Origin of the sequence: Klebsiella sp. 28 (genome assembly GCF_018223905.1) — a bacterium.
Taxonomy (GTDB): domain Bacteria; phylum Pseudomonadota; class Gammaproteobacteria; order Enterobacterales; family Enterobacteriaceae; genus Klebsiella; species Klebsiella pneumoniae.
On sequence record NZ_JAGRQY010000013.1, the window covers coordinates 18,536 to 32,242 of the forward strand.

14 protein-coding genes and 1 pseudogene are annotated in these 13,707 nt (G+C 57.4%); 3 read left to right on the forward strand and 12 right to left on the reverse strand.

All coding sequences use genetic code 11. The features are described 5' to 3' along the window. Nucleotides 1–109: 109 nt before the first annotated feature. From gntR to KHQ28_RS02460, 3 genes and pseudogenes are all read right to left on the reverse strand, one after another. On the reverse strand, nt 110–1,105 hold the full coding sequence (gntR, locus tag KHQ28_RS02450) for a gluconate operon transcriptional repressor GntR (RefSeq protein WP_002920777.1): 996 nt from the start codon (nt 1,103–1,105) through the stop codon (nt 110–112). Between the two features lie 114 nt (nt 1,106–1,219). Then, nucleotides 1,220–1,915, reverse strand: a complete 696-nt coding sequence (locus KHQ28_RS02455; protein WP_002920779.1) for a pirin family protein — start codon at nt 1,913–1,915, stop codon at nt 1,220–1,222. 121 nt (nt 1,916–2,036) lie between these two features. Continuing rightward, nucleotides 2,037–3,075, reverse strand: a pseudogene (locus tag KHQ28_RS02460) (oxidoreductase). 264 nt (nt 3,076–3,339) lie between these two features. On the opposite strand from KHQ28_RS02460, the gene KHQ28_RS02465 reads away from it, so the two are divergent. Both KHQ28_RS02465 and yhhY read left to right on the forward strand, forming a co-directional pair. Further along, nucleotides 3,340–3,993, forward strand: coding sequence for a polymer-forming cytoskeletal protein (locus tag KHQ28_RS02465; RefSeq protein WP_004188304.1), 654 nt, complete (start codon nt 3,340–3,342; stop codon nt 3,991–3,993). Nucleotides 3,994–4,220: 227 nt separating this feature from the next. Then, the gene (gene yhhY, locus KHQ28_RS02470) at nt 4,221–4,709 is read left to right on the forward strand and encodes an N-acetyltransferase (protein WP_032418304.1); all 489 of its coding nucleotides are present in this window, start codon (nt 4,221–4,223) and stop codon (nt 4,707–4,709) included. Between the two features lie 86 nt (nt 4,710–4,795). On the opposite strand, the gene ggt is transcribed toward yhhY, so the two are convergent. Continuing rightward, nucleotides 4,796–6,541: a gamma-glutamyltransferase gene (gene ggt / locus KHQ28_RS02475; RefSeq protein WP_032418303.1), complete on the reverse strand. Its 1,746-nt coding sequence runs from the start codon at nt 6,539–6,541 to the stop codon at nt 4,796–4,798. A gap of 123 nt (nt 6,542–6,664) precedes the next feature. Here ggt and KHQ28_RS02480 point away from each other — a divergent pair, with 123 nt between their 5' ends. Further along, complete coding sequence (locus KHQ28_RS02480) at nt 6,665–6,985, forward strand: DUF2756 family protein (RefSeq protein WP_004150073.1); 321 nt, start codon at nt 6,665–6,667, stop codon at nt 6,983–6,985. Between the two features lie 23 nt (nt 6,986–7,008). Here the strand turns inward: KHQ28_RS02480 and ugpQ are convergent, their stop codons facing one another. The 8 genes from ugpQ to livF form a co-directional block, all read right to left on the reverse strand. Further along, the gene (gene ugpQ / locus KHQ28_RS02485) at nt 7,009–7,749 is read right to left on the reverse strand and encodes a glycerophosphodiester phosphodiesterase (RefSeq protein ID WP_019704661.1); all 741 of its coding nucleotides are present in this window, start codon (nt 7,747–7,749) and stop codon (nt 7,009–7,011) included. Continuing rightward, nucleotides 7,746–8,816: a sn-glycerol-3-phosphate import ATP-binding protein UgpC gene (locus KHQ28_RS02490; protein WP_004150074.1), complete on the reverse strand. Its 1,071-nt coding sequence runs from the start codon at nt 8,814–8,816 to the stop codon at nt 7,746–7,748. Before KHQ28_RS02490 ends, ugpQ begins: the two co-directional genes overlap by 4 nt. Before the next feature lies 1 nt (nt 8,817). Continuing rightward, nucleotides 8,818–9,663: a sn-glycerol-3-phosphate ABC transporter permease UgpE gene (ugpE, locus tag KHQ28_RS02495; protein ID WP_004145129.1), complete on the reverse strand. Its 846-nt coding sequence runs from the start codon at nt 9,661–9,663 to the stop codon at nt 8,818–8,820. Further along, entirely contained in the window at nt 9,660–10,547 is an 888-nt protein-coding gene (ugpA, locus tag KHQ28_RS02500; protein WP_032418302.1) for a sn-glycerol-3-phosphate ABC transporter permease UgpA, read from the reverse strand. The genes ugpE and ugpA overlap by 4 nt, the downstream gene beginning before the upstream one ends. Before the next feature lie 106 nt (nt 10,548–10,653). Beyond that, entirely contained in the window at nt 10,654–11,970 is a 1,317-nt protein-coding gene (gene ugpB, locus KHQ28_RS02505; RefSeq protein WP_004174008.1) for a sn-glycerol-3-phosphate ABC transporter substrate-binding protein UgpB, read from the reverse strand. A gap of 272 nt (nt 11,971–12,242) precedes the next feature. Continuing rightward, entirely contained in the window at nt 12,243–12,611 is a 369-nt protein-coding gene (locus KHQ28_RS02510) for a type II toxin-antitoxin system death-on-curing family toxin (RefSeq protein WP_002920800.1), read from the reverse strand. Continuing rightward, complete coding sequence (locus tag KHQ28_RS02515; protein WP_004174006.1) at nt 12,608–12,829, reverse strand: type II toxin-antitoxin system Phd/YefM family antitoxin; 222 nt, start codon at nt 12,827–12,829, stop codon at nt 12,608–12,610. The genes KHQ28_RS02510 and KHQ28_RS02515 overlap by 4 nt, the downstream gene beginning before the upstream one ends. A gap of 163 nt (nt 12,830–12,992) precedes the next feature. Next, nucleotides 12,993–13,706 (reverse strand): high-affinity branched-chain amino acid ABC transporter ATP-binding protein LivF, encoded by a 714-nt coding sequence (gene livF / locus KHQ28_RS02520; RefSeq protein WP_004145133.1) that lies wholly within the window; start codon nt 13,704–13,706, stop codon nt 12,993–12,995. Between the last annotated feature and the right edge of the window lies 1 nt (nt 13,707).

Consider the following 13,707-nt stretch of genomic DNA (forward strand, 5'->3'; position numbering starts at 1 on the left):
ATTGTTACGGGTAACTGTTATCGGTAACATTGTCATGCCGGACCTGTGGAGAAGCAATATCCATTCGTGCCAGATGTGAATATGTGTGATCTACTTCAAACTTGTCAGTTTAAATTGATCCGCCCGGTGACAATGTGAAACCTAAATCTAACATCTTAGGGGTAATCGCTTCACCACGAATGCGCGCCAGCAGCCGTTCGGCGCCGATGCGCCCCATTCGCTCGCGCGGGGTCAGGACGCTGGCCAGCCGCGGCTCCATCACCTGGCCGATATCATGGCCGTGGAACCCGGCGATCGCCATATCATCGGGGATCTTCAGCCCCAGACGCTGGCACTCGAACGCCGCGCCGACCGCGAGGTCATCGTTGGTGCAGAAAATGCCGTCGAGCTGCGGATATTCGCGGCGCGCCTGGCGCATCAGCTCAATCCCCGAAGAATAGGACGAGGATTGTTCCACCATCACGCTGTAGGGCGTCATCCCGGCGTCAAGCATCGCCTGCTCGTACCCCTTCTGTTTGATGATAGTACGTTCATCAAGACGCGCCCCCAGATAGGCGACATGGCGGTGGCCGCGGGCGATGATCGCCGCGGTCATCTGCCGGGCGGCTTCAAAGTTATCAAACCCGACGGCAATATCGAGACACGGCGACCGGCTGTCCATCAGCTCCACCACCGGAATGCCGGCGACTTCGATCATCTTCAGGGTGCGCGGCGTATGGGTGCGTTCGGTGAGGATCAGGCCATCAATGTTCCAGGAGAGCATCGATTCGAGGCGTTTCTCTTCCATTTCCGGCTTATAGCCGTAGTGCGCCAGCATGGTTTGATAGCCGAAGGCGTCGGTGACGCTTTCGATACCGCGCAGTACTTCCGAAAAGACCTGATTGGTTAACGACGGCAGCAGCACGCCGATGGCGCGGCTGGTGGCGTTGGAAAGAATGTCAGGGGCGCGATTGGGAATATAACCCAGTTCATCGAGGGCAACGGCAATCTTGCCACGCAGCGCTTCGGAGACCTGCTCCGGGTTGCGTAAATAGCGACTGACCGTCATTTTGGTCACGCCGACAAGATCGGCTACATCCTGAAGTACGGGTCTTTTCTTTTTCATCGTCCTGACTGTGATCAACGGGGAAACATTTTCTCAGTTTATCACGGACAAAGCGCAACCTTCCCTAACATGAGGGAAGGCTGCGCAATTTATTTAACCTGGCTCAGATAACTATCAAACCGGCGGCAGATCGAACAGCAGGATCTCGCTATCGCTGTCGGCATGAACCGAAATCGCCTGCTCGTCCCAGATGGCCAAACCGTCGCTGGTGGTGGCTTTGGTACCGTTGATGGTCACTTCGCCTTTGACCACCTGGATCCACACGCGGCGTTCCGCGGCAATCTGGTGAACCGACTGCTCATCTTTCAGCAGCGCCCAGCGATAGAGTTCCATATCCTGGTACACCTTCAGCGAGCCATCTCGCGCATCCGGCGACAGCACCAGCTGTTTGCCCTGGGCGGCGTCGAAGCGGCGCTGCTCGTAGCGCGGGGTAATGCCGGTTTCTTCCGGAATAATCCAGATCTGATACAGACGCAGACGATCGGTTTTGCTCGGGTTGTACTCAGAGTGGCGCACCCCGGTACCCGCGCTCATGATCTGGAACTCGCCCGCCGGCACCTGCTCTTTGTTGCCCATGCTGTCCTGGTGCTCCACCGCCCCTTCCAGCACATAGGTCAGGATCTCCATGTCTTTGTGCGGGTGGGTACCGAAGCCCTGACCGGCGTCGATGACGTCGTCGTTAATCACCCGCAGGGCGGAGAAGCCCATAAAGTTCGGGTCATAATAGTTGGCGAAAGAGAAAGTATGCCAGGAATCCAGCCAGCCATGGTTAGCGTGGCCACGTTCGTTCGCTTTGCGTAAATAGATCATGTTGCACCCCCGTATGTTGTCGATGGAGTCAGTGTGGACCCATTTCGCCGGCGATCATAGAGGGTGAAAATTGACTCCTCTGTTCAAAAAATATGAACAAGCGCAGAGGAGCCAATTTGACTTATCGGGTAAGGGTAATGGTGGCCGGTGAAGGCTGCTCAAAGCCGCGCTGCAGGATCTCCATATTGGTGAGAACGTCAGTTTCCTTGACGTAATTCGGCTGGCCGTTGACGAGGGTGTCGTACAGCGCGTCGTACACCCGGCCATAATCGCCGCTCTCCAGCGGCACCGCTTCGCGCACCATCTCCCCTGCCTCGTTGACATACACCAGCTCGCCAACGCTGTCGTCCGCGCCAAATCCCGGCTCGCCCGGCATGATATTGGCCTTCAGGCTGGTCTCCTGCTGGTCAATGCCGTACTTCACAAACGAACCTTTGTGCCCGTGAACGATAAATTTCGGGTAATCGATCTGCACCAGATGGCTGGTCTTAACGATGGCCTTCATATCGCCGTAGAACAGCTGGGCTTCAAAGGTGTCATCCGGGTTGGCTTTATTGCGCAGCGAGCGCAGATCGTAAGAGACATGGTCCGGGCGGCCGAACAGCGAAATGATCTGATCCAGGGTATGCACGCCAAGGCCATAGAACTCGCCGTTTTGCGGACCGCCGGGGTTGGTCTCCGCCAGCGGGCGGTAGTTATCAAAATGACTTTCGATCTCCACCAGTTCGCCGAGTTTCCCGCTCTCAATCACCTTTTTGGTGGTCAGGAAGCAGGAGTCGAAACGGCGGTTCTGATAGGGCGTCACCGTCAGGCCTTTGCTGTTCGCCAGGGCAAACAGAGTTTTTGCTTCCTCCAGGCGTCGGGGTGAACGGCTTTTCCACCAGCACGTTTTTCCCCGCCTCCAGCGCCTTTTTCGCATATTCAAAATGGCTGTCGGCGTGAGTGCAGACCACCACCAGCTTGACCAGTGGATCGTTTAATACTTCATCAAGGTCGCTGGTGAAATGAATATGGGAATACTGCGGCGCCTGCTCCTCGGGCTTCGCCCGGCGGCGGTAAATGTGCGCTACCTGCCAGCGGTCTTTGCGGTGCAAAACGTAAGGAAGGTGATAGCGGGTGGTGCTTTTACCAAAGCCAATAAATGCGCAGTGCAGAGTCATAACGCTGTCCTTAGTTAATGAGCTACCTTCAACCATAGCGCAAGCCGGTCCCTCACTTCATCCTCTCTGTTCGCTTGCAGTGAAGATTCGTTAGGAAAATAGTTCGAGTATCACTCATACGTAATTATTAATAACTTATTGATTAATAAGTGATTAAATCAACAGTTTTCGGCAAAAAACCTTGATCGCCATGGCAAAACTGCGGATAAGTGGAGAGCAAACCAGGAGGTTGCTGATGACTAACGGAGTAGCCAGCCGCTGCTGATGGACAAACAGTATCTCGCCATAAACGGCGCCCTTTTTTTCTGGCTTCTCGCGCTGATCGCCTGGTCTGTCGATGCAAGCGCGCTGGCGCGCCTGGCGGCCGCCTGCGCGCTTATCGCTTTCCTCCTCCATAGCCAACGGAACAAGATTAACGCGATGTTTATTAAGAAAAATAAAACGGAACCTCAGATATCAGAAGCAGCCACGCCTCCGGCAATTAACCCAGAACCCGAAGCGGTCGCCAGCAAAAAACACGAGACTACGGTCATCGCCAGTGGGGTGCATTTCGTCGGCAATATAGTCGCCAGCGGCCATGTCTATATCCACGGTCAGGTCACCGGCAACATTGAGGCCAAAGAGCATTTGATTAAGGTAATGCGTGAAGGCCAGGTGGAGGGCAACGTCAGCTGCCGGGAGCTAATAATTGACGGCAAGGTGCAGGGCCAGTGTCATGGCGACAGCATCACCATCGAGGAGCACGGCCATCTGGAGGGTACCCTCGCCTATCGCGCGCTGGCGATCAAGAAAGGCGGCGTTTTTAGCGGTCGCGCTGAAATGCTGGCCGCCGCGGAGAACAAAAGTCATATTCTCGGTCTGGTAGCAGACGCCCCCTCCAAAACCGACGCGGAGCCCGTCAGGCCGCAGAGCGCCTGAGATAGCAGCAAAAAAAAAGCCAGCACCCGGCTGGCTAAAGTAATACTGGAAGCAATGTGAGCAATGTCGTGCTTTCAGGCTTTCCGCAAGGGGCCCCCTGAATGCAGGACAATAATAATCATTCTCATTCGCAGTTGTCTACTTTTTTTTGCAAATAATGCGTGTTGACTCGAACGCCGTACTCAGTGATGTTTAAAGGGACTTTTCACCTGATTGAGGAACAAGGAATGAGTGACATCGTAATACGCCATGCTGAACCGAAAGATATTGACGCGATTCGTCATATTCACGCCCAGCCGGAGGTGTATCACAACACGCTACAGGTTCCTCATCCATCCGAGCATATGTGGCGGGAGCGGCTAACCGATACGCCCGGCGTGAAGCAACTGGTGGCCTGTATCGATGGGCAAGTCGTGGGGCATTTATGCATTGCCGTCGTCCAACGTCCCCGCCGTAGCCACGTCGCCGATTTTGGTATCAGCGTGGATTCGCGCTGGCACAACCGCGGCATCGCCAGCGCGCTGATGCGCACCATGATTGATATGTGCGATAACTGGCTGCGCGTCGATCGCATCGAGCTCACCGTCTTTGCCGATAACGCCCCGGCGGTCGCGGTGTATAAGAAGTACGGCTTTGAGATTGAAGGCACCGCCAGGCGTTACGCATTGCGCAACGGCGAGTATGTGGATGCGTATTATATGGCGAGAATGAAGTAGCGTGTTGCCGGGTGGCGGCTTCGCCTTACCCGGCCTACTTTTGTGCAATTGTAAGCCCGGTAAGCGCAGCGCCACCGGGCAACACCTTAATACCCCGCGGTCAAATCACCGGGCGAACGCGGATCGGAAGCGCCATACAGCGTGCCGTCCGGCCCCACCATAATGCTCTGGGTACTGCCCATCGCCTCTTTCAGCGCGACTTTCTGCCCTTTCGCTTCCAGCAATTTCACGGTATCCGGGCTAAAACCTTTCTCCACCCGCAGTTCATCCGGCAGCCACTGGTGGTGGAAGCGCGGCGCGTTGGTGGCTTCCGCGACGTTCATCCCAAAATCAATGGTGTTGACCACCATTTGCAGCACGGTGGTGATAATTCGGCTACCGCCCGGGCTACCGGTCACCAGCCAGGTCTTCCCGTCTTTTACCACGATGGTTGGCGACATCGACGACAGCGGACGCTTTTTCGGCCCTACCGCGTTGGCGTCGCCGCCCACCAGCCCATAGACGTTAGGCACGCCGGGTTTCGCCGAGAAATCATCCATCTGGTTGTTGAGTATAATGCCGGAGTCGCCGGCCACGATGCCGGTGCCAAAGGTGGTATTCAACGTATAGGTGACCGCCACCGCATTGCCGTCTTTATCGACCACCGAGAAGTGGGTGGTTTGGTTGCTTTCATACGGCGCCAGCTTGCCCGGACGGATCTGGCTGGAAGGCTTCGCCTTGTTGACATCAATCTCGGCGGCGATCGCTTTGGCGTAAGCCTTGCTGGTCAGCGCCTGCCACGGCACGTTGACGAAGTCAGGGTCGCCGAGATATTCAGAGCGGTCGGCGTAGGCGTGTTTCTCTGCCTCCGCCATCACCTGCATGGCGTCGGCGCTGCCAAAACCATATTTCTGCATATCGAAGTTTTCGAGGATATTGAGGATCTGCACGATATGGATCCCGCCGGAGGACGGCGGCGGCATAGAGTAAACCTCATACCCGCGATACTCGCCGCTAACCGGCGTACGCTCCACAGCCTTATAGCCGGCGAGATCGGCTTTGGTGATTAGCCCGCCGTGCTTTTTCATCTCGTCAGCGATCTGGTCGGCGATGGCCCCTTTATAGAAGGCGTCCGGGCCGTGCTCGGCAATCAGCTCCAGGCTCTTACCGAGGTTCTTCTGCACCAGCCGATCGCCCTTCTTCAGCGGCTCGCCGTTCTTCCAGAAGATCGCTTTACTATTTTCATGCTGCGGGATCACTTCGCTGCCGTAGGTCTTCAGATCGTCCGCCAGCGCATCGTTAACGATAAATCCCTCTTCCGCCAGCTTGATCGCCGGACGGATCACTTTGTTCAACGGCATGGTGCCATACTTTTCCAGCGCGAGGGAGAAACCGGCGACGCTGCCTGGCGTGCCGGAGGCCAGATGCGAAGTCAGTGATTTTTTACTGTCCGGGTTGCCCTGGTCGTCAAGGAACATGTCGCGGGTGGCCTGCTCTGGCGCCATTTCGCGGAAATCGATCGCCGTGGTCTTGCCGTCTTTAGTCCGCAGCATCATAAAACCGCCGCCGCCAATATTCCCGGCCTGCGGATGGGTGACCGCCAGCGCGTAGCCTACCGCTACCGCCGCATCGACAGCGTTACCGCCCTGGCGCAGGATATCCACGCCGACGCGGGTCGCCAGCGCGTCCACCGAGGCCACCATCCCCTGCCGGGCGCGTACCGGGTGGAACACATCTTCCTCTACGCCATAAGAGACCGGCGGCGGCGGTGGCGGATTGGCGGCGACGGTAAAGCTGCCCCCCGCCAGCAACGCAGCGATGACCACCTGACGCCATATTGTTGTTTTTATCATTGTCTTACTCCTGAAAGGTAGGTTTCATTCCCCGCTTAAGCCTGGTTGATAACTCCTAAAAAATCATTGTTATGGCAGATTCGAGGTACACTTAAGTGATCCCACGCACGGGAGGAGAAAACCATGAAAGCGATTCTGTTTCTGGCGGCGCTGATGCCGCTTGGCGTATTAGCCCAGCCGATCAATATTAATAACAACCCTAACCAGCCGGGTTACGTGGTCCCCAGCCAGCAGCGCATGCAAAATGAGATGAAGATCCAGCAACAGCAGCAGCAGAGCATGCTGAAGCAGGATCTGAACAATCAGACCCGCTCGCAGCAGCAGCATTTGCAAAACCAGCTGCAGACTAATCAGCAGCGCGCGGCCCAGGGCGGCAATCTGAATGCGCCGCAGCAGGTGCGGCCAAATAACAACGGTGGAATGCTGCGGCAGACTAATCCGTAAAGGTCGTCCGCCGCAAATCCGTCTTAAGGCTGGAAATTCGGCCCGATGACATCAATGGCATCGGTGCAGATGCAGTCTACGCCCCAGCACAGCAGTTCGGCGGCGCGCTGGGGTTTATTGACCGTGTACACCAGAATGTGCAGGCCGGCCTGTTTCAGGCTCGCCACCCGCGCCGCATCCAGCAGTTTGTGATTGAGGTGAATCGACACGCAGCCCAACCGGGTGGTCAATTCGCGCCAGTCATCGCGCCACTCATCCAGCAGCAGCCCGCGCGGCAGCTCGGGCGCGGCTTCCTGCGCCGCCTCCAGGGCGTCGATTTCAAAAGAGGAGAGCAGCGGCGCGGTCATGCCTTGCCATAGATCGCGCGCGGCCAGCGCCACCACTCTGCCGGTCTGCGGCCCCAGCCCGGTGGTCGGCTTAATTTCGATATTCGCCATCATGCCGTGACGACGGCAGCGCTCCGCCACCTGGGAGAGCAACGGCAGCGGCTCGCCCTTAAATTCACGGCTGAACCAGCTACCGGCATCGACCTTCAGCAGATCGTCCCACGCCAGCTCGCCCGCCACGCCCCAGCCATTGCTGGTGCGTTCGAGATTATCGTCATGCAGCAGAAAGATCTGCCCGTCCTTCGACAGCTTGGCGTCAAATTCAATCATCGTGTGCCCGTAGCGGGCGCCGACGTCGATAGCCGCCAGGGTGTTCTCCGGCGCCAGTTTACCGCCGCCGCGATGGGCGACGATGCGGGGATAAGGCCAGTTACTCATGCGCGTTGTCCTGTTTCACCATCAAAGAGGTGCAGATGTTCCAAAGGCAGATGCAGCCATAGCGTGCTGCCTGCCGCCGGGCGCTGCTGGTGCGGCAGTCTGACCACCAGCTTCTGTTCGCCCCAGCGCCCGTGAGCGAGGTTATCGGCACCTAAAATTTCCAGGGTGTCCATCAGCAGCGGAATGCCGCCTTGCGCCTGTGAGCTTAAGATAAAATGCTCCGGACGGATACCGAGCGTCATTTTACGCCCAGCGTGGCGCCGGTGCTCATGATTCGTCGGCAGCTGCATGCCGCCCGCCAGCTCAAAGCGACCGCCGTCATCGCTGATGCGCCCTTCCAGCAGGTTCATGGCCGGGCTGCCGATAAAGCTCGCCACAAAACGGCTGGCTGGCTTCTCATACACTTCCACCGGGGTGCCGATCTGCTCGGCAACGCCTTTGTTCATCACCATCACCCGCTGGGCGAGGGTCATCGCCTCCACCTGGTCATGGGTGACGTACAGCGAGGTGGTTTTCAGGCGGCGATGCAGCTGCTGCAATTCCAGACGCATCTGCACGCGCAGCTTGGCGTCGAGGTTTGACAACGGTTCGTCGAAGAGGAATACCGCCGGGTCACGCACGATGGCGCGGCCCATCGCCACGCGCTGGCGCTGGCCGCCGGACAGTTCCCGCGGGCGGCGCTTGAGCAGACCATCCAGCTCAAGAATGCGCGCCGCCTCCTGCACCCGCTCGGCGATCAATCCCTTACCCATGCCGCGAATCTTCAGCCCCCACGCCATGTTCTCTTCCACGCTCATATGCGGATAAAGGGCATAGTTCTGGAACACCATCGCGATGCCGCGATCCTTCGGCTCCATCTCGGTCACCCGTTTACGATCGATCCAGATATCGCCGCTGGTCACCCGTTCAAGTCCGGCGACCATCCGCAGCAGCGTTGATTTCCCGCAGCCCGACGGGCCGACCATGACGATAAATTCCCCGTCCGCCACGTCCAGCGTCAGCGGTTGAATTACCTGGGTTTTGCCATCCCAGCTTTTGCTTACTGCCTGTAGTTTTAAACCAGCCATTTTATTTCTCACTATCGACCAGGCCGCGCACAAACGCGCGCTGCATGGCTAAAACGATGACGACCGGCGGGATCAGGGTCAGCAGCATCGCCGCCATCACCTGATTCCACTGGGTAGTACCTTCGCCGGTGGCGATCATGCCTTTAATACCGGCGACGGCGGTGCCAAGATTCACATCCTGAATAATCAGCAACGGCCACAGATACTGGTTCCAGCCGTAGATAAAGGTGATGACGAACAGCGCGGCGAGGTTGGTTTTCGACAGCGGCAGCACGATGTCGCGAAAGAAGCGCATCGGCGAAGCGCCATCGATACGCGCCGCTTCAATCAGCTCGTCCGGCAGGGTCATAAAGAACTGGCGGAACAGGAAGGTAGCGGTGGCCGAAGCCATCAACGGCAGCGTTAACCCGGCATAGCTGTCGAGCATGTTGAGGTTGGCGATCACCTCCACCGTCGGGAAAATACGCACCTCGACCGGCAGCATCAGGGTGATAAAGATCATCCAGAAGAACAGGTTACGCAGCGGAAAGCGGAACCAGACGATAGCGAACGCCGAAAGCATCGACACCACGATTTTGCCGACCGTAATGGCGAACGCCATGATGAAACTGTTGAGCATCATCAGCCAGAACGGCGCGCTGTTGACGCCGACGCCGTTCACCCAGATGGTCTTCATGTTCTCCAGCAGATGTCCGCCGGGGATCAGCGTCATCGGCGTTTCAAATACCGATTTGTTATCCAGCGTCGCCGCCACGAAGGCGACGTACAGCGGGAATAAAATGACGGCGATACCCAGGATCAGCATCGTGTGGCTGAAAATCGTCAGCCCGCGACGGTTCTCAATCATTGGTAACGCACCTTACTTTCAACGTAACGGAACTGCACCACCGTCAGGATAATGACGAGGAACATCAGCACCACCGACTGCGCGGCGGAAGCGGATAGATCGAGCCCGGCGAAACCTTCGCGATAGATTTTGTAGATCAGAGTGGTGGTCGCCTGCACCGGGCCGCCAGCGGTGGCGGCATCGATCACCGGGAAGGTGTCGAAGAAGGCATAAACCAGGTTGACCACCAGCAGGAAGAAACTCACCGGCGCAATCAGCGGCAGCGCCAGCTTAAAGAAGCAACGAATCGGCCCGGCGCCGTCGATGGCGGCGGCCTCAACCAGCGAACGCGGAATCGACTGCAGCGCGGCGAAGAAGAACAGGAAGTTGTAGCTTATCTGCTTCCACACCGAGGCGAAGACCACCAGAAACATCGCCTGGCCGCTGTTCTGCGCATGGTTCCAGTCATAGCCCAGCTCGCCGAGGAAATGGGTGATCAGCCCGCGCCCGGGGTTAAAGAGGAAGATCCACAGCACCGCCGCGACGGCGGGGGCCACGGCGTACGGCAGCAGCATCAGCGTTTGATAAAAGCGGCTGCCGCGCACCACATAGTCGACCAGCGCGGCGAAAAACAGCGAAATGAGCAGGCCGCTGACGGTCACCAGGGCGCTAAATTTTATGGTGGTCCAGAACGAGTCCAGGTAGTACGGATCGTGGAACAGCGCAACGAAGTTATCCAGGCCGACGAACTGGCTGGAAAGGCCAAAGGGATCGACGCTCTGCAGCGAGTACCACAGCGCTTCGCCTGCGGGCCAGATAAAGAAAATCAACGTGATAATCAGCTGCGGCGCGACCAGCACATAGGGCAGCCAGCGCGAGCGGAATACCGGACGGGATGATGACATTGAGATTGGGTTCCTGAACAATGCCGGGTGGCGGCTACGCCTTACCCGGCCTACATAGGGCACATCGTAGGCCCGGTAAGCGCAGCGCCACCGGGCAAGTTACAGATTACGATTTGGTCGCTTGCTCGAAGCGACGCAGCAGCTGGTTCCCGCGCTGCACGGCGGAATCCAGCGCCTGCTGCGGGGTTTTCTTGCCGGTCCACACGCTCTCCAGCTCTTCATCGACGATGGTGCGGATTTGCGGCATGTTGCCCAGGCGCAGACCTTTGGTGAACGGCAACGGCGGCTTGTTCAGCATCTGGCGGGTAGCGATATCGGCGCCCGGGTTCTTATCATAGAAGCCCTGCTGACGCGTCAGATCGTAGGCCGCGGTAGTGATCGGCAGGTAGCCGGTTTTCTGGTGCCACTCGGCGGCGTTTTCCGGTTTGGTCAGGAAGTCGAGGAACTTCGCCACGCCGGTGTAGGTCTCTTTGTCTTTGCCCTGCATCACCCACAGGCTGGCCCCGCCGATGATGGCGTTCTGCGGCGCGCCTTTCACGTCGGCATCGTAAGGCATCATGCCGACGCCGTAGTTAAATTTGGCGTACTGGCGGATATCGGCCAGCGAGCCGGACGAGGCAGTGGTAATGGCGCAGTCGCCGTTATAGAACTTTTCGGTAGACTCGTCTTTACGCCCGAAGTAGCTGAAATCGCCCTTCTTGTTCATCTCTTCGAGCAGCGCGATATGCTTCACCTGCTCCGGCTTGTTGAACTCAAGAACCGCGTCGGTACCGTCGAAGCCGTTATTCTTCGTGGCCACCGGCAGACCGTGCCAGGCGCTGAAGTTTTCAATCTGGATCCAGCCCTGCCAGCCGCTGGCGTAGCCGCACTTCATCCCGGCGGCTTTCAGCTTCGCGGTGTAGGCCGCCAGATCCTGCCAGGTCTTCGGCGGCTGCTCCGGATCTAAGCCGGCTTTTTTGAAGGCGTCTTTGTTGTAGTAGAGCACCGGGGTAGAGCTGTTAAACGGCTGGGAGAGCAGATGGCCGGTTTTCGAATCGGTGTAATACCCGGCCACCGTCGGTACGAACTGCGATTCATCAAACTTGATGCCCGCCTCGCTAAACACCTGGTAGACCGGCTTAATGGCTTTTGACGCCATCATGGTGGCGGTGCCGACTTCATACACCTGCAGGATAGCCGGCGCGTTGCCGGTACGGAAGGCGGCGATACCGGCGCTCAGGCTCTGCTCGTAGTTGCCTTTGTATACCGGAACGATTTTGTAATCAGGATTGGCCGCGTTAAAGCGTTGCGCCAGAGAATCCACTTCTTTACCCAGCTCGCCTTCCATTGAGTGCCAGAATGGGATGGTGGTAACCGCCAGGGCCTGACCGGCAAAAGCCAGGCTCAGCGCCAGTCCTAAAGCTGTATGTCGTAACGATATCATCGGTTATCTCTCTTGTTGTGCCGGATGCGCGATTTCACGCGTTTTATGCTCGCGGGGTAACATGACATGTTCGAATTACAGAAAAATAACTTTTTTATTACAAAAAAAAGATAGTAACGGGTCAGAGAGATGACAAGCCGATGAAAGGACGGGGGAAGTAAAGTGGGAGCTGAGACACGGATAATATTCGTGCGGTCGGCTCCCGGGGTCGGCGCAAGCGCCTCGCCCGGGCTACAAACCGGCGAAGCCGCCGGGTTGCAACGAGTTAACCGTCATCCACGCAAACGCGCGACAATCTGTTCCAGGGTAAGTTGCCCTGCTGCTGCCTCGACGGTCATGCCGACGAAGTCTGGATTCGCTGGCAATATAATTCCATTTCGCTTTAAAAAAAGCAGGGTGATAAACAGTGCCGTACGCTTATTACCATCATTAAATATATGACCGCGAGAAATCGCCAGCAGATGCATCGCAGCGAGTCGCCACACGTCTGTCACACCTTCATATTCAATTTTGTTTAGCACCCTATACATTATCGCTTCGGCACGCCCCGGATCGGGCATACCGGCAACGCCAGGCGTGACGCGGAGCAGCCTGTCGTGAAACTGTATTATCTCTTCCGCTGAGATAATCTGCAGCGTCATTTATCCGCAAGCTCCCTGATCTCATCACCATGAACCGCCATGATAGCCGCGAACTCATCATCCATTCTGGCCGCCTGGTAGCGTTCAAACTCTTCTGCACTAATGATGACTGCAGATTTATGCCCACGACGGGTAATGGTCACAGGTACACCTGTCACTGCGCTTTCCAGCACATCGGCCAGATTTTGCCGGGCTTCGCTATAGTTAACCGTTCTCATAAAAACCTCCAAAGCTGTACTCTTTTATTGTACAACATACATGTACAAAAAAAGAGCCAACAGGCTCTTTTAAATGTATTCGTGCGATCGGCTCCCGGGGTCGGCGCAAGCGCCTCGCCCGGGCTACAAACCGGCGAAGTGAACGACGCCGGGTTGCGATGAATTAACCGCCGAGATAGGCGCTGCGCACCGCCTCGTTGGCCAACAGCGCGTCGCCGGTGTCCTCCAGCACCACGTGGCCGTTCTCCAGCACATAGCCGCGGTCGGCCAGCTTCAGCGCCTGGTTGGCGTTCTGCTCAACCAGGAAGATCGTCATCCCTTGCTCGCGCAGCTGCTCGATGGTGTCGAAAATCTGCTGAATGATAATCGGCGCCAGCCCCAGCGACGGTTCATCCAGCAGCAGCAGGCGCGGTTGGCTCATCAGGGCGCGACCGATCGCCAGCATCTGCTGCTCGCCGCCGGACATGGTGCCGGCGCGCTGAATACGGCGTTCATGCAGACGCGGGAACAGCTCATACACCCATTTGATGCGGGTCTGGAACTGATCGCGGTCGGCAAAAAAACCGCCCATCGCCAGGTTCTCTTCCACCGTCATACGCGAAAAGACGCGCCGCCCTTCCGGAACGATCGCCACCGCCTCGCGCATGATCTTCGCGGTTTGCCAGTCGGTAATATCCTTACCGTCAAAGACAATGCGCCCGCTGGAAGCCCGCGGATCGCCGCACAGCGTACCAAGTAGGGTGGTTTTCCCCGCGCCGTTGGCGCCGATAAGCGTGACGATCTCGCCCTGTTTGATATGCAGGCTGACGTTGTGCAGCGCCTGAATCTTGCCGTAGTGGGCGCTGACGTTGTCAAAAGTTAACATCGCGTTTTCCATC

Excerpts from the sequence above, each read along its gene's own strand:
- livF (WP_004145133.1), bottom strand. The coding sequence starts at position 13,706 with ATGGAAAACGCGATGTTAACTTTTGACAACGTCAGCGCCCACTACGGC.
- ggt (WP_032418303.1), bottom strand. The coding sequence starts at position 6,541 with ATGATAAAAACAACAATATGGCGTCAGGTGGTCATCGCTGCGTTGCTG.
- ugpA (WP_032418302.1), bottom strand. The coding sequence starts at position 10,547 with ATGTCATCATCCCGTCCGGTATTCCGCTCGCGCTGGCTGCCCTATGTG.
- ugpQ (WP_019704661.1), bottom strand. The coding sequence starts at position 7,749 with ATGAGTAACTGGCCTTATCCCCGCATCGTCGCCCATCGCGGCGGCGGT.
- KHQ28_RS02490 (WP_004150074.1), bottom strand. The coding sequence starts at position 8,816 with ATGGCTGGTTTAAAACTACAGGCAGTAAGCAAAAGCTGGGATGGCAAA.
- ugpE (WP_004145129.1), bottom strand. The coding sequence starts at position 9,663 with ATGATTGAGAACCGTCGCGGGCTGACGATTTTCAGCCACACGATGCTG.
- gntR (WP_002920777.1), bottom strand. The coding sequence starts at position 1,105 with ATGAAAAAGAAAAGACCCGTACTTCAGGATGTAGCCGATCTTGTCGGC.
- yhhY (WP_032418304.1), top strand. The coding sequence starts at position 4,221 with ATGAGTGACATCGTAATACGCCATGCTGAACCGAAAGATATTGACGCG.
- ugpB (WP_004174008.1), bottom strand. The coding sequence starts at position 11,970 with ATGATATCGTTACGACATACAGCTTTAGGACTGGCGCTGAGCCTGGCT.
- KHQ28_RS02510 (WP_002920800.1), bottom strand. The coding sequence starts at position 12,611 with ATGACGCTGCAGATTATCTCAGCGGAAGAGATAATACAGTTTCACGAC.
- KHQ28_RS02480 (WP_004150073.1), top strand. The coding sequence starts at position 6,665 with ATGAAAGCGATTCTGTTTCTGGCGGCGCTGATGCCGCTTGGCGTATTA.
- KHQ28_RS02455 (WP_002920779.1), bottom strand. The coding sequence starts at position 1,915 with ATGATCTATTTACGCAAAGCGAACGAACGTGGCCACGCTAACCATGGC.
- KHQ28_RS02465 (WP_004188304.1), top strand. The coding sequence starts at position 3,340 with ATGGACAAACAGTATCTCGCCATAAACGGCGCCCTTTTTTTCTGGCTT.
- KHQ28_RS02515 (WP_004174006.1), bottom strand. The coding sequence starts at position 12,829 with ATGAGAACGGTTAACTATAGCGAAGCCCGGCAAAATCTGGCCGATGTG.